18 protein-coding genes are annotated in these 20,571 nt (G+C 69.6%); 9 read left to right on the top strand and 9 right to left on the bottom strand.

What is annotated here, in order from left to right:
* Positions 1 to 23: 23 nt before the first annotated feature.
* Together ACYVKL_RS11440 and ACYVKL_RS11435 are read left to right on the top strand one after the other, a co-directional pair.
* Positions 24 to 713: a TetR/AcrR family transcriptional regulator gene (locus ACYVKL_RS11440; RefSeq protein ID WP_379161921.1), complete on the top strand. Its 690-nt coding sequence runs from the start codon at positions 24 to 26 to the stop codon at positions 711 to 713.
* Positions 714 to 742: 29 nt separating this feature from the next.
* On the top strand, positions 743 to 1,381 hold the full coding sequence (locus tag ACYVKL_RS11435) for a LysE family translocator (protein WP_379161917.1): 639 nt from the start codon (positions 743 to 745) through the stop codon (positions 1,379 to 1,381).
* Between the two features lie 27 nt (positions 1,382 to 1,408).
* On the opposite strand, the gene ACYVKL_RS11430 is transcribed toward ACYVKL_RS11435, so the two are convergent.
* The 3 genes from ACYVKL_RS11430 to ACYVKL_RS11420 form a co-directional block, all read right to left on the bottom strand.
* The gene (locus tag ACYVKL_RS11430; RefSeq protein WP_379161914.1) at positions 1,409 to 1,627 is read right to left on the bottom strand and encodes a hypothetical protein; all 219 of its coding nucleotides are present in this window, start codon (positions 1,625 to 1,627) and stop codon (positions 1,409 to 1,411) included.
* Positions 1,628 to 1,713: 86 nt separating this feature from the next.
* Positions 1,714 to 2,160 (bottom strand): hypothetical protein, encoded by a 447-nt coding sequence (locus ACYVKL_RS11425; RefSeq protein WP_379161911.1) that lies wholly within the window; start codon positions 2,158 to 2,160, stop codon positions 1,714 to 1,716.
* A 102-nt stretch (positions 2,161 to 2,262) separates the two neighbouring features.
* Complete coding sequence (locus ACYVKL_RS11420; RefSeq protein ID WP_379161908.1) at positions 2,263 to 2,673, bottom strand: PaaI family thioesterase; 411 nt, start codon at positions 2,671 to 2,673, stop codon at positions 2,263 to 2,265.
* Positions 2,674 to 2,786: 113 nt separating this feature from the next.
* Between ACYVKL_RS11420 and ACYVKL_RS11415 the strand changes: the two genes are divergently transcribed.
* A complete protein-coding gene (locus tag ACYVKL_RS11415) occupies positions 2,787 to 5,918 on the top strand; it encodes an AfsR/SARP family transcriptional regulator (RefSeq protein WP_379161905.1) in 3,132 nt (1,043 codons plus the stop codon).
* A gap of 61 nt (positions 5,919 to 5,979) precedes the next feature.
* Here the strand turns inward: ACYVKL_RS11415 and ACYVKL_RS11410 are convergent, their stop codons facing one another.
* Positions 5,980 to 7,368, bottom strand: coding sequence for a serine hydrolase domain-containing protein (locus ACYVKL_RS11410; RefSeq protein WP_379161902.1), 1,389 nt, complete (start codon positions 7,366 to 7,368; stop codon positions 5,980 to 5,982).
* A 291-nt stretch (positions 7,369 to 7,659) separates the two neighbouring features.
* Between ACYVKL_RS11410 and ACYVKL_RS11405 the strand changes: the two genes are divergently transcribed.
* Positions 7,660 to 8,697 (top strand): alpha/beta hydrolase, encoded by a 1,038-nt coding sequence (locus ACYVKL_RS11405; protein ID WP_379161899.1) that lies wholly within the window; start codon positions 7,660 to 7,662, stop codon positions 8,695 to 8,697.
* Between the two features lie 201 nt (positions 8,698 to 8,898).
* Positions 8,899 to 9,882, top strand: a complete 984-nt coding sequence (locus tag ACYVKL_RS11400) for an alpha/beta hydrolase (RefSeq protein ID WP_379161896.1) — start codon at positions 8,899 to 8,901, stop codon at positions 9,880 to 9,882.
* Between the two features lie 67 nt (positions 9,883 to 9,949).
* Here the strand turns inward: ACYVKL_RS11400 and ACYVKL_RS11395 are convergent, their stop codons facing one another.
* The 3 genes from ACYVKL_RS11395 to ACYVKL_RS11385 all read right to left on the bottom strand — a co-directional run bounded on the left by ACYVKL_RS11395 (position 9,950) and on the right by ACYVKL_RS11385 (position 13,280).
* Positions 9,950 to 11,557 (bottom strand): flavin-containing monooxygenase, encoded by a 1,608-nt coding sequence (locus ACYVKL_RS11395; RefSeq protein ID WP_379161893.1) that lies wholly within the window; start codon positions 11,555 to 11,557, stop codon positions 9,950 to 9,952.
* Positions 11,558 to 11,674: 117 nt separating this feature from the next.
* Positions 11,675 to 12,037, bottom strand: a complete 363-nt coding sequence (locus tag ACYVKL_RS11390) for an ArsR/SmtB family transcription factor (protein WP_379161890.1) — start codon at positions 12,035 to 12,037, stop codon at positions 11,675 to 11,677.
* 4 nt (positions 12,038 to 12,041) lie between these two features.
* A complete protein-coding gene (locus ACYVKL_RS11385) occupies positions 12,042 to 13,280 on the bottom strand; it encodes an MFS transporter (RefSeq protein ID WP_379161888.1) in 1,239 nt (412 codons plus the stop codon).
* 112 nt (positions 13,281 to 13,392) lie between these two features.
* Here ACYVKL_RS11385 and ACYVKL_RS11380 point away from each other — a divergent pair, with 112 nt between their 5' ends.
* On the top strand, positions 13,393 to 14,163 hold the full coding sequence (locus tag ACYVKL_RS11380; protein WP_379161885.1) for a hypothetical protein: 771 nt from the start codon (positions 13,393 to 13,395) through the stop codon (positions 14,161 to 14,163).
* 193 nt (positions 14,164 to 14,356) lie between these two features.
* Here ACYVKL_RS11380 and ACYVKL_RS11375 read toward each other — a convergent pair whose 3' ends face one another.
* Positions 14,357 to 16,006 (bottom strand): TerD family protein, encoded by a 1,650-nt coding sequence (locus ACYVKL_RS11375; protein WP_379161882.1) that lies wholly within the window; start codon positions 16,004 to 16,006, stop codon positions 14,357 to 14,359.
* A gap of 87 nt (positions 16,007 to 16,093) precedes the next feature.
* Between ACYVKL_RS11375 and ACYVKL_RS11370 the strand changes: the two genes are divergently transcribed.
* Positions 16,094 to 16,591, top strand: a complete 498-nt coding sequence (locus ACYVKL_RS11370) for a hypothetical protein (protein ID WP_357192281.1) — start codon at positions 16,094 to 16,096, stop codon at positions 16,589 to 16,591.
* A 1-nt stretch (position 16,592) separates the two neighbouring features.
* Here the strand turns inward: ACYVKL_RS11370 and pabB are convergent, their stop codons facing one another.
* On the bottom strand, positions 16,593 to 18,725 hold the full coding sequence (pabB, locus tag ACYVKL_RS11365) for an aminodeoxychorismate synthase (protein ID WP_379161879.1): 2,133 nt from the start codon (positions 18,723 to 18,725) through the stop codon (positions 16,593 to 16,595).
* Positions 18,726 to 18,850: 125 nt separating this feature from the next.
* Here pabB and ACYVKL_RS11360 point away from each other — a divergent pair, with 125 nt between their 5' ends.
* Positions 18,851 to 19,906 carry a phosphotransferase family protein gene (locus ACYVKL_RS11360; protein WP_379161876.1) on the top strand — a complete coding sequence of 352 codons (1,056 nt, stop codon included), beginning with the start codon at positions 18,851 to 18,853 and terminating at the stop codon, positions 19,904 to 19,906.
* Positions 19,907 to 19,986: 80 nt separating this feature from the next.
* Entirely contained in the window at positions 19,987 to 20,568 is a 582-nt protein-coding gene (locus tag ACYVKL_RS11355; RefSeq protein WP_379161873.1) for a DinB family protein, read from the top strand.
* Positions 20,569 to 20,571: the final 3 nt, after the last annotated feature.

Genomic DNA, 20,571 nt, shown 5'->3' with positions numbered 1-20,571 from the left:
AGGGGGTGAGGCAGAATGACCGCATGGCCAGCCAAGCTCCCCCAGCCCGCCGCGGACGGCCTCCGAGAGGAGCCGGGCAGCTCACCCGTACCCGCATCGTCGAGGCGACACTCGAGGTGATCGATCGCGACGGGATCGACTCGGTCGGGATACGTGCGGTCGCGCGGGTGCTGGAGGTCGACCCGAAGAGCCTCTACAACCACGTCGACGGCAAGGACGGATTGCTCGACGCCGTCGCCGAGCACCTCCTGGGCTCGATCGAATTGCCCACGCGCAGTGGTGACCTGCGCACCGACCTCCGTGCCATCGCGAACGCCTTCCGCGACCGCGCACTGGTGCATCCTGCTGCCTCGGCGCTGGTCCTTACCCGGCAGTTGGCGTCCGTGGCGGGATTGGCTCCGATCCAGGCGGTACTGGAAATCCTCCGCGCCGCCGGCTGCGCCCCCGCCGAAGCTGTACACCTGATGCGCACCCTGCTGGCCACCCTCATCGGCACCGTGCTGCGCGAAGTGAACGCCGGCCCCGTCTACGGCACCAGCGACACCGACGGCATCGCCGCCCGCCAGGCGATCCTGGAACAGTCGGGACTACCCGCGGTCGTCGAAGCCGCCCCCTACCTGGCCCGGTTCGACCGCCAGGCCGAATTCGACTACACCATCGACCTGGCCCTCGACGTAGTCACCGCTCGCATCCCGCCGGCACCACAGCACTGACCCGGCCCGCAATCGGTACCATCGCGTTCATGCTCTCGCCGGATCGAATCCTCGCGTTCGCGGCAATGTCATTCCTGCTCATAGTGATTCCCGGACCGAGCGTGCTGTTCGTGGTTGGACGCGCGCTGGCGGCCGGTCGGCGGGTCGCCTTGCTGACCGTGGTGGGCAATACGCTGGGCGCCTATGTGCTGGTCATAGCGGTCGCGCTGGGCATCGGATCCATCGTGGAGCGTTCGGTCTTCGCGTTCACGGCACTGAAACTCGTCGGCGCCGCGTATCTGGTCTTTCTGGGCATACAGGCTGTGCTGCACCGTAATTCACTGCGCGCCGAACTGGCCGTCGACGCCGCGCCACACGGAACACTGCGAACCCTGCGCGACGGATTCGTAGTCGGGGTCGCCAATCCCAAGACCACGGTCTTCTTCGCCGCGGTCCTACCGCAGTTCGTGGACCCGCAACAGGGGCACGCGATCCCGCAAATGCTCCTGCTGGGCCTGATCTTCAACATCGTCGCCGTGGCGTGCGACAGCACCTGGGGCATGGCCGCCGCCGCAGCGCGAACCTGGTTCGCCGATTCGCCGAAGCGTCTCGCCGCGATCGGCGGAGCCGGTGGACTCGCCATGATCGGACTGGGCGTCACCGTGGCCGTGACAGGTCGCAAGGACTGACCTTCAGGCTCCGGCAGCGTTGCTGGACTACACCGTGCAGTGCGACGGGGGAGCGGTTTCGGCGGCGGAGCTGGTCATGGTGCCGCCTTTGAGCTGGCACAACAGGGTTTTGAGGCCGAGGTCGGCGATGGTGGCGGAGCCTGAGGCGGAGCCGCTGTCGGTGGTGGGGGCGGCGGAGGCGGTGGCGGCCAGGGGGCCGAGGGTGAGGAGGGCGGTGGTGGAGGCTGCGGCTATGAATCGGTTCACTGGGTCCCTTTCGACGGGACGAACAGTAGTTGCGGTCGTTCCGTTTGGAACGACCGCAACTTTGGGGGCATCGCGGGTGGGGTGGGTCAGCCGGAGATGCTGGGGATGGGGCAGCCGAAGCTTCCGGTGGCGGCGGACGGGCCGACCTGGACGGTGACGGGGTCGAGGGCGAGGGTTTGGGGGGTATCGAAACCGAGTGTGGCCGTGAGGGTGTGGGGGCCCGGGGTGGTGGGGGTCCAGGAGACCTTGGCGGGGTTGCCGACCAGGACGGTGGTGCCGATCTTGGCGGTGCCGATGAGCGTGCCGTTGTCGAAGAAGGTGACCGGCATTTCGTTGTAGGCGCTGCTGCCGCCGCCGACCAGGTCGCCGCTGGTCACCTTGTAGGTGCAGCCGGCGAGCGGCTTCGAGCCCTCCACGGTGACGGGGCCGAGGCCGGCTGCCGCGGCGTCGGGGGCGGTGGCCAGCAGGAGGGCGGCCGCGCCCGCCGACACGGTCGCGGCGGTCTTCGCGCAGCGCGTCCAAGGTGATGTCATGAGGTGCCTTTCACTACGGAATGTCCGTGGGTTCACCGACATTCGACGTGATCCAGTGATCCCGCCGAAGTAGTGAAATTAACATGCTTCAGATTGAAAACGTCAGAGTACGGCCTGGGTTTGGGTCACCTTGGCGACGAGGGTGCCCGCGTCGTCGCGGATCTCGGTCTCCACAACGATGAAACTGCGCCCGGTGTGCAGCGGCGTCGAGGTCGCGGTGGCGTGGCCGGAGCGCAGGGCGCGCACGAAGTTCGTCTTCGACTCGACCGTGGTCGTCCCCTGCTTGCCCGCCGGAAGATTCAGATAAGCGCACACCGCGGCCGTCGCGTCGGCCAGCGACATGAGGGCGCCGCCGTGCAGGGAACCACCCAGCGTGCACAGGTTCTCGCGCCATGCCAGCCGGCTGCGCACCAGCTCCGGACGGCAGTCGAGGACCTGCACGCCGAGGCCCTCGGTGAACGGCATGGTGGCGAACAGCTGGGCGCCGGTCGGGCCGGCGGAGATGTCGGTCATGAGTCGACTGTGCCCGGTCGCGGGAGCGGAGTCGATTACCTCGCGGGTAATCGACTGCGGCCCGCGGCAATCGGTGGCGGGTGCACGACCGGTCGGTCTGGAAGACTCGTCGAGTGCAGGTTGGTGTGCTGGGGCCGGTTCGGGTCCACGCGGAGGACGGGGCGCGGGTCGAGATCCCCGGAGTCCGGGTGCGAATGCTGGTGGCGCGGTTGGCGCTGGAATCGGGGCGCGACGTGCCGGTGCCGGCGCTCATCGACGGCCTGTGGGGTGAGGAGCCGCCCGCCGACGCGCCGGGCGCCCTGCAGGCGCTGGTGTCGCGCCTTCGGAAGGCGTTGCGCGAGGCCGGCACGGTCGAATTCGGGCCCGGCGGCTACCGGCTGCCCGGGGTGCGGGTGGACGCCGATCGGTTCGAGGACCTGGTGCGGCGGGGACGACAGGAGCTGGCGGCGGGCCGCGCCGAAGCCGCCGCCCGGCTGCTGGCCGAAGCGCTCGAGCTGTGGCGCGGACCCGCGCTCGGCGACGTGCTGGACGCGCCGTTCGCACAGACCACCGCGACCCGGCTCGACGAGCTGCGAGCCGCCGCGCTGGAAGACCGATTCGAGGCCGAGCTGCGGCTGGGCCGCCATACCGAGATTCAGACCGACCTCGAGATCGCGGCCGCCGACAACCCCCTCGGTGAACGACTGGCCGCCCTGCGCATCCGGGCCCTGGCGGCCGCCGGCCGGCAGGCGGACGCTCTCGCGGCGTACGAGGAGACGCGGGCCCGACTGGACGAGGAACTCGGCATCGACCCCTCGGCGATCCTGCGCGAAACGCATCTGGCGCTGCTGCGCGGTGAACTCGAAAGCCCGCCCCCGCGCCGGGAACCCGTGACCCGCTCGCTGCCGGTCCGGCTCACCGGATTCGTCGGGCGCGAACCCGAACTCGCGGAACTGGCCGGGCTGCTGGCGGATTCCCGGCTGGTCACGATCGTGGGCCCCGGCGGCGCGGGCAAGACCCGCCTCGCCGTCGAGGCCATGGATCGGCAGGCGACCGGGGCGGTGTTCTTCGTCCCGCTGGCCGAACTGGGTGCACCGGATCAACTCGCCGACGCGGTCGCGGGCGCACTCGACGCCGGCCCCGACCGGACGACCCGGCTGACCGAACTCCTCGATGTCGGGCCCGCCGTCCTCGTACTCGACAACTGCGAGCACGTCATCGCGGCCGCCGCGGCCCTGGCCGAACACCTGCTGGACCGGCTGCCCCAGCTGCGCGTGCTGGCCACCAGTCGCGAGCCACTCGCCATCACCGGTGAGGCGCTGTGCCATCTGGGCCCACTCGATGTCCCGGTCGAGACCGCGGATTCCACTGTCGCGCAGCGTTCTTCGGCGGTGCGGCTGTTCGTCGACCGGGCGGCGGCCATCCGCCCCGGATTCGTCCTCGACGATGACACGGTCGCGTCGGTCGTCGAGATCTGCCGGCAACTCGACGGCCTCCCACTGGCTCTCGAACTGGCCGCGGCCAAACTGCGCGCCATGAGCGTCGACCAGGTGGCCCGCCGGCTCGGCGACCGCTTCCGGCTGCTCAGCTCCGGCAGCCGCACCGCCCTGCCCCGGCAGCGCACCCTGCAGGCGCTGGTCGAATGGAGCTGGGACCTGCTCGAGGAGCCCGAAAGGATCCTGGCCCGAAGGCTTTCCGTGTTCGCGGGCGGCGCCACCGCCGAAGCCGTCGAGGTCATCTGCGCCGACGAGGAGCTGCCGGCCGACGACATCCTCTACCTGCTGGACGCCTTGGTCGAGAAGTCGCTCGTCACGGTGACTTCCGAGGATCCGCCGCGCTACCGGATGCTGGAGACGATCCGGGCCTTCGCCGCCGGTCACCTGGCCACCTCGCCCGACCACCTGACCGAGCCGTTCACCGACTACTACCTGACGCTCGCCGAACAAGCCGAGCCCCACCTGCGCGGCAACGAACAGCTGGCCGCCATCGCCCTTTTCGACGCCGAGCACGCAAATCTGGCCGCGGCCCTGCGCACCGCCCTCGCCGCACCCGCGAGCCCGGGGATCGCGTCGAGACTGGTGCGGGCCATGTTCTGGTACTGGGGGATTCGGGGGATGAGCTCGCAGTTCGAGAGCTCGCTGGCGGGGGTGCTCGCCTTCGAGCAGCAACTGCCCGACGCGACCCGGGCCGCCTTCCGGGTCATCGCGTTGATGGCCGGAGCCCCGCCCGCCGGGAGCTCGCTGTCGACGCTGATCGAGGACTGCGTGCAGGACGGCGGCCTGGAATTCCATCCGGCCGTGCCGCTGTGGACCGCGCTACTGGCCGCCCGGGCACAGGACGACAAGCTCGCCGAACAGCAGTTGACGCAGGCGATGACCTGGCCGGACCCGTGGGTGCGGGCCAGTGCGGAGCTCGCCCGCGACATCGCGTTGACGGGGGAGGGGCGACTGCTCGCCGGAGCCGACGCCCGGCGAGCGGCGTTGCGGGGCTTCGAGATCGTCGGCGACCGCTGGGGGCTGGGCATGGCGTTGCTCGCGACCGGGCGGGCGCACTCGCTCGGCGGCGAACACGAACGAGCCCTCGACGCCTACGCCCGCGCGGTCACCCTGGCCTCCGAACTCGGCACCGAGGACGATATCGCCGCCGCCCGCACCGCACTCGCCGAAGAACGCTTGCGCGGTGGGGAATCGGCGGAGGCGGCCCGCGATATCGAAGCCGCGCAACGACTGTCCGCAGATCAGGGCTTCGCCCGCCTGGGTGCGGTCATCCTGTTCACCGCCGCCGAATTGCACCGTCGCACCGGTGATCTCGACGCGGCCGGTCGCGATCTGGATCACGTGACGCAACGGATTCGCCATCTGCCGTACCCGGAAGTCATGGCCGCCCATCAGATAGCGGTCGCGCGCCTGCGCATCCACCTGACCGCGGCCGCCATCGCGCCCGCGCGGGAACTTCTGCCCCGGGTCATCGCAGGCTCCGCCCGATTCGGCGATTCCGCGGGCACCGCGCAGGCGCAAGCCCATGCCGCCGAACTGCTGGCGAAACTGCTTCTTCTGGAAGATGATCCGACCGCAGCAGCCACTGCGCTGGGGCTCAGCGAGGTCCTTCGCGGCACGTTCGATCACGGCGAACCTGAACTCTCCGCTCTGATCACCGCGCTCACCGATCGCCTCGGCGAGACCGATTACCAGCGCGCCTACCGCGTCGGAGCCGACCTGCCCCGGCCCGCGGCGCTGGAACGACTCACAGCGGAATCGGTTCGCTGACAACGCCGAACGACGACGGCGCCGACCCCGCGATCGGGTCGGCGCTGCCGCGGCGGGGAGGTCAGGAGACCCGGGCGAAGACCCGCCCGGCGAGATCGACGCCGATGATCGCGCCATCGGCGTCACGGCTGAAGAATCCGCGCTGCCCCGCGAAAGACCCCGCGGTGATCACGTATTCGTCGCCGTCGCCGGGCAGGATGCCGAAGGGGAACGGCGGGTGGTCCTGGGGGATCTCGGCCCCGCCGGCGGCGCGGATCTCCGGCTTCACCTTGCAGTCCAGGTACAGCTGGTCGCCGTCGGCGTAGCAGGTCATGGTCATGGCGTCGATGTCATAGACGCCCGACAGCTCCGGAACGCGGGTGGCGTCGAACGGGATCGGCTCCGGATCCTTGTCGATCACGCCGAGGTAGTGCTCGAGCGCCCAGCGCACGATCGCCTGGTTCGCGGGAATGCCGTCGGGGCTGGCGTTGGAGAGCACGACCACCGCGAAATCGCGTTGCGGCACCAGCTGGAAGTCGGCGAACTGGCCGAAACCCGAACCGCCGTGGCCGGCCATCCGCACGCCGTCGACGTCCCGCAGCATCCAGCACAGGCCGAAGGCGTCGGCGAGGGTGCTGTTGCGCAGCCGCACCGTCGGCTGCCGCATGCGGTGCAGCAGGTCGGCGGGCAGCACGGTCTCGCCGTGCGCGCCGCGGCCGTCGCCCAGGTGGAATCGGCCCCAGCGCAACAGATCCGACACCGTGGTGCCGAGCCCACCGCCGGGGTTGTTGGCGCGGCTGCCCTTCCACACCCGCGACACCGCGAGCTCGCCGTCCGCTTGCCGCTCGTGCCCGGCGGCGAAACGGCGGGTCATGACGTCGCCCTGGAAGTAGTGGCTCTCGGTCAGCCCGACCGGTGCGAGCACCGTGTCGGCGACCACCTGCTCGAACGGCTCCCCGGTCACGTTCTCGATGACGCGGCCGAGCAGGTTGAAGCCCGCCTGACTGTAGGACGCGCGCTCGCCGGGCGCGCCGATCAGCGGCAGCTCGGCCAGCGTCGCCACGAACTTCGCGAGCCCGTCCTCGCCCTCGCCGGTGTTGTTGATCAGATTCCACTCCAGCCCGGCCGTATGGTTGAGCAGCTGCCCGACGGTGATGGTGGCCGCGGACTGCTCGTCGGAGAGCTCGAGCTCCGGCACATAGGTGCGGACCGGGGCGTCCAGGTCGACCCGGCCGTCGGCGACCAGCCGCAACAACGCGGTCGTGGTGAAGGTCTTGCTGGTCGAGCCGATCGCGAACACCGTGTGCTCGGTGACAGGCACCGGGTTCTCGGTGCTGGTCACCCCGACCGAGGCGGTGATCTCGCGGCCGCCGAACCGGATGCCGACGGCCATGCCGGGCATGTCGTATTCGGCGGCGGTCGCCTCGACGAAGGCGGTGAGCGCGGAATCGGTGCGGGTGTTCTCGGTCATGTCGGTGTCCCTTTCGGTGTCTGTCTCGGTGTGTCCATGACGATGCCGACCCGCGCTGACAGCCCGCCGACAGTGCGCTGACAACCGCCGACACTCGGCTGACAGGCGTGCGCCGCCTGGGTGAGCATCAACTGTGAGGCAGGTCACTCCAGGCTGGAATGCCTCGCCGACCAGGCGTCGTGATGTCCTCTCAGGCGCAGCTCAGTTTCGGGCCAGCAATTACTAAGTGCCGAACGGAAAGGTGAGTCGCTGACCCGTAACGAGCTGGAAAACACTGCCGAAGGAGAAAGCGTGCGTTCAACGAAGATCTGGGGCAGTGCGGTGTTGGCTTTGACCGCAACCGTTCTGCTACCGATAGCCGCGGGTACGGCCTCCGCCGACCCGGGCAGTTCGCTGAACTCCGCCGGGACCTCCGCCGACGGCTCCCGGATCGCCTCCAGCAAGTACACCGGCGACCGGAACCTGACCCTGCAGGTCTATTCGGCGGCCATGGGCAAGAACATCGAAGTCGATGTGCAGCGTGCCGCCGACACCTCGCAGCCCACCCCGGTGCTGTACCTGCTCAACGGCGCGGGCGGCGGCACCGATTCCGCGACCTGGCAGAAACGCACCGACGTGCTGAACTTCCTGGCCGACAAGAACGTCGACGTGGTGCAGCCGGTCGGTGGCGCCTTCAGTTACTACACCGACTGGCGCGAGCCGGATCCCACACTGGGCGTGAACAAGTGGAAGACCTTCCTCACCGAGGAGCTGCCGCCGCTGATCGACCGGGCGCTGAACACCAACGGGCGCAACGCGATCGCCGGACTGTCCATGGCGGGCACCTCGGTGCTGCAGCTGCCGATCGCGGCACCCGGGCTGTATCAGTCGGTCGCCGCCTACAGCGGCTGCGCCCAGATCAGTGATCCCCTCGGCTACAACTTCGTCAATACCGTGGTCTCGGTGGGCGGCGGCGACAGCAAGAACATGTACGGCCCCCAGGGCGATCCCGAATGGGCCGCCAACGATCCTTACGTGCACGCCGATCAGCTGCGCGGCCTGAACCTGTTCATCTCCAGCGGTTCCGGCCTGCCGGGGCCGTGGGACACCCTCGACGGCCCGCGCACCCTGCCCGGCGCCGGCGGCCTGATCAACCAGATGGTCCTGGGCGGCGGACTCGAGGCCGCCACCGACTACTGCACCCGCAACCTGAAGACCAAGCTCGACGGTCTCGGCATCCCGGCCACCTACGACTTCACGCCCACCGGCACCCACTCGTGGGGCTACTGGGAGGACGCGTTGAAGCAGTCGTGGCCGGTCCTGGCTGCCGGTCTGGGCCTGCCCGCCTGATCGGAGACGACACTGCGACATTGACAGAGAAACCGGCCCGCCTCTAGGGGAAGCGAGCCGGCCTCCGTTGAATGTCGCAGTGTCGTGTTCTGAGGTGGTCGCGGTGCGGCAACAGTGCGGTCACCGGGGCCGGAATCCGGCCCTGACCTGTGGTCGGCGATCGTACCCTCAGGGATTGTTCCGTTCGCCGAAGGAGACACCGTGCGATCGACGAAATCCCTGGTCAGCGCACTATCCGTGGTGGCTGCCGCAACCCTGTTGCTGACCGCCGCCGCGGGCATCGCCGCCGCCGAACCGGACACCGCCGAATCCCGCATCCAGACGCTGTGGGTCCACTCCGACGCCATGGGCCGGGATATCGAGGTCGAGGTGCGGCGTGCCGCCGACACCTCGCAGCCCGTCCCGGTGCTCTATCTGCTCGGCGGCGCGGGCGGCGGCGTCGGCGCCGTGAACTGGCAGACCGCGACCGACGCGATGGACTTCCTGGCCGGCAAGAACGTCACCGTGGTGGCGCCGATCGGCGGCGACTACACCTACTACACCGACTGGCGCGAGCCCGATCCCGTTCTGGGCGTGAACAAATGGCGGACCTTCCTCACCCAGGAGCTGCCGCCGGTCGTCGACCGGGAAATGAACGGCAACGGGCGCAACGCGATCGCCGGCTTGTCCATGGCGGGCACCTCGGTGTTGCAACTGGCCATCGCCGCGCCCGGACTGTATCGATCGGTGGCCTCCTACAGCGGTTGCGCCCAGATCAGCGACCCGCTCGGCCACTCCTTCGTCAGCATGGTCGTGACGAAAGGCGGCGGGGACCCCGCGAACATGTACGGCCCCGAGGGTGATCCCGAGTGGGCCGCCAATGATCCGTTCCTGCACGCCGATCAGCTGCGCGGCCTGAACCTGTTCATCTCCAGCGGTTCCGGCCTGCCGGGCCGATGGGATCTCCCCGGCGGCCCGCACACCCTGCCCGGCGTCGACGGCTGGGTCGACCAGCTGAGCCTCGGGGGCACCATCGAAGCCGCCACCAACTACTGCAGCCACCATCTCGCGGCCCGGCTCGACTGGCTCGGCATCCCCGCCACCTACGACTTCACGCTCACCGGCACCCACTCGTGGGGCTACTGGCAGGAAGCGGTGAAACAGTCGTGGCCGGTGCTGGCGGCCGGGCTGGGCCTGCCCGCCTGAAACGACGCGGCGCCGAATGCAAGAACCGGCTCGCCCCCAAGGGAAGCGAGCCGGTCTCGGCAGCTGACTACACGCTGAGTTCGAAGTTCGGGTAGCCGTTGTCGCGCTCTTCGTCGCAGTAGCGGCGGTAGTTGCCGAAACCACCGATGTAGGGCATGAACACGCGCTTCTTGCCTTCCACGTTCGCGCCCATATACCAGGAGTTGGCCTTCACGAACAGCGTGCCCTCGGCGACCTCGAGCAGATGGTCGGTCCACTTGACCGCCGCCTCCTCACGCGCCGCCGCCTTGCGAATGCCCTTGTCGCGGCAGTGTTGCACCAGCGCCAGCACCCAGTCGAGCTGCTGCTCGGAGTGCAGCACCATGTTGGCCATCACCGACGGGGTTCCGACGCTGTTGATGCTGAACATGTTCGGGAAGCCGGGGATGCCGAAGCCCAGGTAGGTGACCGGGCCGTCGGCCCACAGGTCGCCGAGGCGGGCGTCGTCGGCGCCGTGCAGGTCGATGCGCAGCAGCGCACCGGTCATGGCGTCGAAACCGGTGGCGTAGACCAGGGTGTCGAGTTCGATGAACTGGTCGGCGGTGCGGATGCCGGTCGGGGTGACCTCTTCGATGGCCTCGCGGCGCAGGTTCACCAGCGACACGTTGGGCCGGTTGAACATCTCGTAGTAGCCGGAGTCGGTGCAGATGCGCTTGGTGCCGATGGGGTGATCGTTGGGGATGAGGTCGTCGGCGACGGCCTGATCGTCCACCTTGGCGCGGATCTTGGCGACCGCGAACTCGCGGACCACCTGATTGGCGGTGATGTCGCTGTTCTGGTCCGGGAAGACCTTGTTGAACAGCACGCCGCCGCCGTTCCAGCGATCCTCCATGGCGGCCTCGCGCTCGGCGGGGGCCAGGTCCAGGGCCTTGGTCTCGAGCGAGGCGTGCGGGGTGGCCGCACCCGCGTAGTAGGACTTCTCCCGGCGCTGCCGGTAGGTGGCGCGGATGTCGGCCTGCTCCTGCTCGGTCCAGGGCCGGTTCGGGACCGGGACGCTGAAGTTCGCCGAACGCTGGAAGACGGTGAGCGCCTCGGCCTCCCGCGCGATGATCGGCGAGACCTGGATGCCCGAGGAGCCGGTGCCGATGACGCCGACCCGCTTGCCCTCGAAGGACACGCCCTGCTCGGGCCACTGCGCGGTGAAAAGCTCCTCGCCCGCGAAGGATTCGATGCCCGGGATGTTCGGCTTGATCGGCGCGGACAGGCAGCCGGTAGCGAAAATGACGAACTGCGAACGGAATTCGTCACCGCGCTCGGTGCGCACCGTCCAGATCGCGGCGGCGTCGTCGAAGCTCGCGCCGACGACGCGCTGACCGAAACGGTAGTGGCGCTTCAGGTCGAAGCGGTCCGCGACGTGGTTGATGTAGTCGAGGATCTCCGGCTGTGCGGCGAATCGCTCGGTCCAGGTCCAGCTCTGCTGGAGCTCCTCGTCGAACGAGTACGAATAGTCGACGCTCTCCACATCGCAGCGCGCGCCCGGGTAGCGGTTCCAGAACCAGGTGCCGCCGACGCCTTCGCCCGCTTCCAGGCCGAGCACGTTCAGTCCGGCCTTCGCCGCCTGGTGGACGCCGTAGAGTCCGGCGAATCCGGCCCCGATGATGACTACATCGAATGGGCTGCCCTGTTCGGGATGCATGCGCGCGACCTCTCACTATTCGTCCGGCGATATTTCGAATAGGCATATCGTCGCGGCGAATGCGGGTACACGGCGATACCACGTCCCACTGACCAGGAGCGCAGGTCCGGGGGATGGTTACTCGTGAGACGGTTCGCCGGTCACGACGTGATCGGCGTGGTTGAGGCCCTCGCGGACCAGGCGGGCCAGGTGGCCGTCGCGGATCCGGTAGATGATGCGACGGCCCTCGCGGCGGGTGTCGACCAACCCGGTGAAGCGCAGCTTGGCCAGATGCTGGCTGACCGCGGTGCGGGACGCGCCGCTGGCCTCGGTGAGTGCGGAGACGTCGGCCTCGGCCTCGGTGAGCATCCACAGAATGTGCAGGCGGGTGGGATCGGAGAGCATGCGGAAGGTCTCGGTGGCCACGTCGAGCCGGGCCTCGTCCGGAGCAACCGGATGGGTGAGGCTGGGCGTGGCGGGGAGCGGTTTGGGCTTGCTCACCTGATCACCTTCCTGCCGCTGCCACCGCCTCGGCGCCGGTGGGCACGGACGCGGGCCACACGCGGACCGCGGTCGTCGTAGCCAGTGTAGCCAGTGCGGCCAGCACGACGGCCGTGGTCGGCAGACCGATGAGCGCGCCCAGCGTGCCCGCGATCGGATAGGTCACCAGGAAGCAGGCGTGCGACAGCGAGAACTGCGCGGTGAAAACGGCTGTGCGATCGGCGGGTTGGGTCTGGGCGCGCAGCAGGCGGGCCGACGGGGTATTGATCATCGAGGTCCCCGCGCCGAGCACCACCCAGGTCAGGGCCAACGCGATCGCTCCGGCGGGGTGGGGGAGCAGGGGTGGCAGTGCCGCGGCGAGCAAGCCGGGCGGCAGCAGGACACAGCCGGTCAGCATGAACCGCCGATCGGGCACCCTCGCCAGCAGCCGCGGAGTCGTCAGCGCCACCGCCATCGACCCGAACCCGAAGCAGGCCAGGGCCAATGCCACGCCGGTATTGGAGCCACCCAGTCGATCGCGGACGTACACAACGGTATTCACGATCACCAGCGCGGTCGCCGCGGCCACCACCATGTTCATGGCCAGCAGGCCGCGCAGCACCGGCCGGTTCATCATGATCCGCGCGCCAGCGGTGATACGTTTCGCCAACGGGGCGGGATGTTCCGGTGTCGCGAGCCGTGGTAGGCGAGTGGTCACCACCAGCAGCGCCGATGCCACGAAACCCGCGGCGGTGCCGATGAACAGCGAGTGATAGCTGATCACCGTCAGCAGCGCGGCGGCGAGCATCGGGCTGAGCAGTGACTCCAGGTCGTAGGCCAGCCGCGACAACGACAGCCCGTGGGTGTAGTCCTCCTCGTCGACCAGGATCGACGGGATCAGCGACTGGAACGCCGGGGTGAACGTGGCCGAGGCCGATTGCAGCAGCGCGATCAGGACGTAGATCTGCCAGGTGTGCGTGACGAACGGCAGCATGAGCGCGATGCCCGCGCGCACCGCGTCCGCCGACACCAGCACCAGGCGGCGGGGCAGTCGCAGCGTGAGCGCCGAGATCACCGGTGCGACAGCGACATACGCGACCATCTTGATCGCCAGTGCGGTCCCGAGCACCGCGCCCGCGCGACCGCCGGCCACCTGGTAGGCGAGCAGGCCGAGGGCGACGGTGAGCAGGCCGGTGCCGACCAGGGCGACCACCTGGGCGGTGAACAGCTTGCGGAACTGGGGATGACGCAGGACGACGAGCACGCACCCACTATAAGCCAATAGGTGCGCAGGTGTGCACATGATGTCGGGTGGGGGCTTTGTCACACCTGCCGACGTGCGGGTGGATGGGCGATTCGTCGCTATCCTCACTGCCATGGGGAGGAATCTCGCGGCCGGCGTCCGGGTCGCCGCCGCGACCGTGTCCGTGGCCGCCGCGGCCATGGCACTGGCAGGCTGCGGGCGGCCCACCGCGCCCATGGCGGGGAACCTGAACCCGCCCGTCACCGAAGCGCCCGCCCCGGCCACCCCGGTGTCCACCCTGCAGCTCTGCGGCGACATGGGCGCGGCCGCAACACCTCCCGACTGCTACCTGCAATCCCACGACACCGCCGGGCTGACCTTCGAGGTTCGCCACACCGGCTCCGGGCAGCAGGGCTCGGTCATCATCACCACCCTGGATCCGGCCGGTACGCGCTTGCAGACCATCACCGAACGCGGCGTCGGATCCACCGCGCCCCGGCTGCGTGACCTCGACAACGACGGTCTGGACGAACTGATCATTCCGATCATGATGGCCAGCGCCAACACCCGCTACGTCATCTATCACGCCACCGCGGACGGCCAATTCGTGCGGTCGGGCGAGCTCGCGGGCATCGGGATCGACACCTCCGCCGCCGGGTACACCGTCGTCACCGCGCGCGACAGCTACGAGCTGTGGAACATCCAGTTCTGGACGTTCGACGCCGCCCTGTTGCGGCCCCTGGTCACCGCCGACGTGCATTTCCTCGACGACGGAACCGGGCATGTCGGGGGCAGCGAGTGCACGGTGATCGACAGTGGCGGGCTGGCTCGGACCGGACTCTCACTGGACCAGGCGACCGCCCAATTCTGTGCGGAGCCAACCGTTCTCCGCGTCAAGCGCTGACCCCGGCTACCGCGCGTACCGCTGGCGCAGCCACTCGGCATATTCGAATCCCCTTCCTCGACCTGCTCGTCTCGGACGTTGGAACCGCATCGGGTGCCGATCGACATGATTCATCGCATGCGGTCCGGTTAGCCACATTCGGCCCGCTACCGCGCGTCGATCCGGTTGGATGCGTGGCCTGAGGCCCCGGCCGTCAGATATGCGCGCCCTTGGTGCGGTTGCAGGCGCGGCAGAGGATCTGGAGGTTGGCGGGGCTGGTGGCGCCGCCGCGGCTGATCGGGATGATGTGGTCGAACTCCAGGTAGTGGGTGTCGCCGCACTCGACGCATTTGCCGCCGTCGCGCTGCCACACCACGGCCTTGACATCCGGTGGGACCGAGCGGGTGTCGCGGCGGCCCGGAGTGAGGGCCAGGCGTTTGGCCACGCGTAGCGCGCCCTCCATGGCGGCGGCCACGTAGTCGGGGTCGGCGACCTCGAGGATTGCGCCGCCGCGCGAGGAGGTGGCCGAGATCTCGACCTGACCGGCGGCGGCCGTCACCGAAACCACTCGGGCCCAGGGCATTTCGGTGCCCGTATCCGGGCCGGTGAAGCGGAGTTTGCGGTTGCTGACGATCAGGCGGCCCTCGGTGCGCTTCGGGCCGCGGGCCAGCTGCCGGACCTGGACGGCAGGCAGGTTCAGGTGGACCCGCTCGTCGGGGTCCAGATGCAGGCCCGCGGCGGGCTGCTGCGGGAGCTCGCCCGACCGCAGGCGGGTGAGCAGGCGGGCCCGGTGCAGGCGGCGGCGCAGGTCCTCGACCAGCGGGCCGGACAGCGACACTTCGTCGACGGTGTCCTCGAAATCGTCGAGTGCGGACTGCTCGACCGCGCCGTCGGCCAGCGCGAAGGCGACCAGCCGTTCCAGCTGATCAAGCGCGAGCGGGCGCAGCAGGTCCACCGCGGCGGCCCGGTCGACGCGCTGGAAACGCAGCTCCGACCACAGCGATTCCCAGTCCCCGGAACCTGGGTCGCGCAGCACCCGCTCGGCGCGCGGACGCCAGCCCCGCAGGTATTCGGCTGTCTCGGTACCGCATTCACGGCACAGCGAGTTCGCGCCGAACAGCCCGGCCGCCGCGCTCAACAGGCCCCGGCGCGGCGCGCCGCAACGCGGGCAGTGCCGGGCGTCCCGGACCGGGACGGGGCGCGTCGAGGCGGTCCAGGTGTCGCCGTCCCACCAGCGCAGCCGGTCCGGATCCCGCGGGTCCGGATGCCAGTCCGCCCGTTCGGAATCCGGGGGCGGCGGAGTACGCCGCGGCTCGGCCTGGAACCCGGGCCCCGGATCGACCCGCACCCCGAACTCGCGCACCAGCCCGGCCAGGCTCACCCCGGCGTCGGCCAGCGCCCGGAACTGCCAGTCACCGCCGCTGCGCGCGAACTCGCCCAGCACCAGGGCCGGGGCCGATCCCGGCGCGTCCACCTCGTAGGAGACCACCGGGCGATCGTGGTCGAACACGGTGAGCCGCAACCCCTCGACCGCCGCGAAACCCCGGCCCGCCCCGCCGGAACCAGCGCCACTCCCGGCCTCGGCGACCGAGCCGATGACCACGATCCCGGCCACGTCCGGCCCGGTCCGCGGCAGCGACACCGACAGGCGCGCGGTGCCCGCCGCGGGCTCCCGATCCAGCGTCACCGCCTGCGAGACGTGCCGGGGCGCGTCGAACCAGACGAAGTCCCGGTCGGACCGAGCCCGCCCGTGCTCGGCCACCAGTACGGCCTGCGCTCGCACCGCATGCTCCGACCGCCACGAAAGCACCACCGTCAGAAGCGATGTCGGAACCGTCGTTTGCCCGCCTTTGGTCAGTTTCATCGTGGTCGAATGATGCCACGCGCCTCCGACAACACCGCGCGCCCGCCGCGTCCCCCCGATCCGAAAAACGTGCGGCACAGTAGAGGGATGACCAACCCCAAGGGGAACGACCCACAGGACCGCGAACCGCGCGCCAAACCGGCCTCGCGGGTCCCCACCCCGGGTGACGTCCTGGCCGCGGCACAGGCCGCCGCGCAGGCCGCCCAGAGCGCGGCCGGTCAGGTCCTGGATTCCGCCCAGGTCACCGCTACGACCGCGTTCGACACCGCCGTCCGGCTGCCGCCAGCCTCGATCCAGCTCGCCGCGCAACTGCCCGACCTGATCCAGAGCCTCACCATCGCGGTCGAACGCCTCAACTCCACCATCGACCGGCTCGACCGCACCCTGGCGCTGGCCGAGCCCGCCTTCGTGGCCTACGACAAGATCCTCCACCGGCTCGAATCACTCACGGCCCTGGGCGAAGAGGTCTTCGCCCGCCTCGACAGACTGCCCGGCGTCGCACTGCTCGGGCGGCTCACCGGCGGCCGCGACACCCCGGAACCCGAACCGCCGCAGGACAAGCCCGGCCGGTCGCGCCGCAAATAGGTCAGGGCGTCGAAGACAGCGGCGCGACGCCGAGGCCGGGCAGGGCGCGCAACGCGGCCGCGGCCTTCCACACCATTTCCTCGTACTCGCCGACCGGGTCGGAATCGAGGACGACCGCGCCGCCGGCCCCGATCCGCCAGCGCCCGTCGGAGCGGACCGCGGTGCGGATGACGATATTCAGATCGGCGGTGCCACCCAGCCCGAGGAAGCCGATCGTGCCCGAATAGACGCCGCGCGCCTCGGTTTCCAGACCGTCGATGATCTCGAGAGTGCGCAGTTTCGGCGCACCGGTCATGGAACCGCCCGGGAAACAGGCGCGCAGACAGTCGATGACGTCCAGATCCGCGCGCAGCCGACCGCGCACGGTCGACACCAGCTGGTGCAGCGTCGTATAGGTCTCCACCGCCATCAGCTCGGGCACATGCACCGAACCGATCTCGCAGACCCGGCCCAGATCATTGCGCAGCAGATCCACGATCATCAGGTTCTCGGCGCGGGTCTTGGGGTCCCGCGCCAATTCGGCGGCGATCTCCGCGTCCTCGGCGGGCGTGTTCCCGCGCGGGGCGGTGCCCTTGATCGGCTTGCTCTCCACCATCCGGGAGCGGTCCAGCTTGAGGAAACGCTCGGGGGAGGAGCAGGCCACCTCCAGCCCGGCGAAACGCAGGAACGCCGCGTAGGGAGCCGGATTGCAGCGGCGCAGTGTGCGATACACGGTGAGACCGTCGGCGTCGCCCGCCGGATAGGCGCTGTCGGTGATGCAGATTTCGTACGACTCGCCCGCGTGCAACTTCTCCTGGCAGGCGGCGACATCGGACAGGTAGCGGGCCCGGCCCCGGGTGAGCAGTGGCGCGACCGTCGCCTCGTCCGCGCGCAACTCGAGCAGCGGCGGATTCTCCCATGTCGGAAGGGTTTCCACGACGGTGCGGGTGGCGGTCAGCCAGTCGCGGGCGGCGGCGGTGGTATCCGGCACGGTCAAGGCCAGCAGATGGGTGCGGCCCGCCTCGTGGTCGACCACGATCAGGCGATCGGCGAAGATCCACTGGGCGTCGGGGGTGGGCGCACGGTGGGCCGCGGCGGCCCCGCAGTCGGCCTTCATCTCGTAACCGAGGTAGCCGACATAGCCGCCCGCGAAATCGAAAGGCACGTCCGGGAAGTCGATGCGGCGGCGGTGCAGCTCGCCGGACAGGTAGTCGAGGATTCCGCCGGGCACGGTTCGCTCGCCCGCAGCGGATTCGATCTCGACGTGGCCGCTGCCCACCCGGTAGCCGACCACCTCGGCGAGCGGGCCCGACGCGTCACCCAGGAACGAGAATCGGTCCAGGCCCGGCTCCACGTGCTCGCTGTCGAGCCAGAAGGCATGGGGGGAACCGGCGTACAGCGCGTCGAACACGGCCTCGGCGTCGACGGCCCGCTCGATCACCGCCTGCTCGACCCGGTAATGCGGGACGGTCCCGTTCGGGATCGCGGCAGGCTTCCGGCCGGGATCCACCGTCGCGTCGTGGATCGCGGCGGCAGGGCGGGGGCTGACTTGCGAAACCCGCTGTCTCCGCTGGTGTTCGGCGGTCAGGTCGGCGAAATTGCGGAGCAGCAGTGCACCGTGTTCGCTGGAGATGGATTCCGGGTGGAACTGCACACCCCATTGCGGGCGGGTGCGGTGGCGAACGCCCATGATCACGCCGTCGGGCGCGGTGGCGGTGACCTCCAGCGCGGACGGCAGCGGCCGGTCCGCGCACAGCGAGTGATAGCGCACCGCCGAGAACCCCTGCGGCACACCGGCGAACAGGTCACGGCCGTCATGGCTGATCAGATCCGGGAATCCGTGCCGGGCACGGGGCGCGGTGACAACCTCACCGCCCGCCGCGAGGACGATGCCCTGATGCCCCAGGCACACACCCAGCAACGGCAGCTCCGACCGTGCGATCAAGGCCGCGGAGATGCCGAAATCGCGGGGGACGTCGGGACGTCCGGGGCCGGGGGAGATGACGATGTTGTCGAATTCCCCCACCCCGAGCTGCTCGAGCGAACCCGCCTCGTCATTGCGCACGACCACGGGTTCGACCCCGTTCACCTCGCTGATCAGCTGATACAGGTTGTAGGTGAACGAGTCGTAGTTATCGATCAACAGCGTGCGCATTTGAGCACGCACATTACGCCTGCCGCGTCGAAACACCGCGCTCCGACCTGCGTGAACGAGTCGCCCGCCACTACTGCGGGCGGACGCCTTCAGTTTGTGGCGGCCGCTACGGCACAATGGTCGGCATGTCTGTTGCGCAGCCGGTCGAAGTGGATCGTGACGTCGTCGATTTCGCCATCGTCGGAAAGTGGATGGAGGAGCAGGGCTTGCCCGGCGGGGAGTTCGAGGAGGTGAAGCCGCTCGGCGGCGGCACTCAGAACATCATGCTGCGCTTCCGCCGCGGCGGCCGCGACTACGTGCTGCGCCGCGGACCCAAGCACCTGCGCACCGCCAGCAACACCGTCATCCAGCGCGAATCCCGCATCCTCGGCGCGCTCGGCGACACCGAGATCCGGGCGCCCAAGGTGATCGCCGCCTGCCCCGACGAATCCGTGCTCGGGGCGTCGTTCTACCTGATGGAACCCATCACCGGGTTCAACCCGCAGAACGAACTGCCAGAACTGCACGCCTCCGACCCCGAGGTGCGCCGGCAGATGGGCCTGTCCGCGGTCGAGGCCATCGCCCGCCTCGGCTCCCTCGACCACAAGGCGCTCGGGCTGGCCGACTACGGCAAGCCCGAAGGCTTCCTGGAACGCCAGGTGCCGCGCTGGCTCAAGGAACTCGACTCCTACGGCGTCAACGCGGGCTATCCGGGACCCGAGATCCCCGGCGTGCGGCAGGTCGGCGACTGGCTCGACCGCAACCGGCCCGCACAGCCGAAAGCCGGCATCCTGCACGGCGACTGCCACCTCGCCAACATGATGTTCTCCTTCGACGGGCCCGACGTGGTGGCCATGGTCGACTGGGAGATGTCCACCATCGGCGATCCGCTGCTGGACCTGGGCTGGCAGATCGCTACCCGCCCCGAACCGGGCACCACCGGCGCGGCCCTGATCGGCTCGCTGGGCGCGGTCGGCGGACTGCCCACGGCCGAGGAGATGATCGCCCACTACGGCCGGTTCTCCGACCGCGACCTGAGCCACGTCACCTGGTACACCGTGCTGGCCTGCTTCAAACTCGGCATCGTGCTCGAGGGCACGCACGCGCGGGCCTTCGCGGGCAAGGCGCCCAAGCAGGTCGGCGACTTCCTGCACGCCATCACCCTCGAGCTGTTCCAGAAGGCGCACCAGCTGATGGAGTGACGGCGAACCTGTCGCCATCTCGACGGCAACTGGCTGGATATTGGTGGCAGTCAAATAAATGCCACCGTAAGTTGGGTGCCATGCCGATCGTTCCCGACGCCAAAGACTGGACCTGGGTGCTCGAACGCACCTGCGCCGAATGCGGGTTCGACCCCGACACGATCGCCTTCGCGGCGGTGCCGGGGCTGACCCGCGGCAGCGCCGCCCGCCTGCTGGCCGCCCTGGAACGGTCCGACGCCCGCGTCCGGCCCGACGAATCGACCTGGTCGGCACTGGAATACGCGGCCCACGTGCGCGACGTGTGCCGGATCTTCACCCACCGGCTCGACATCGCGCGCAGCGGCGGACCCCGCCCCGGACCCGCCATCGGCGGCTACGACACCACGGTCACCGTGGGCGACAACGGGATTCCCATGTTCGCCAACTGGGATCAGGACGCCACCGCCCTCGCCGAGAACTACGGCGCCGCCGCGACCGCCGCCGTCGCCGTCGAACTCGCGCAGGCCGCCGAGACCGTCGCCCGCGCCTTCGACGCCGTGCCCGACGCCGAACGGGACCGGGCCGCGTTGCGCAGCAACGGATCCGCGTTCACCATCGACTCGATGGCGCGATACTTCCTGCACGACCTCGTGCACCATGTGCACGACGTCGAGCGCGGCTGAAGA

Source organism: Nocardia tengchongensis, from assembly GCF_054781395.1.
The sequence above is the reverse complement of the archived record's forward strand: the minus strand, read 5'-3'. Positions and strand labels throughout refer to the sequence as shown.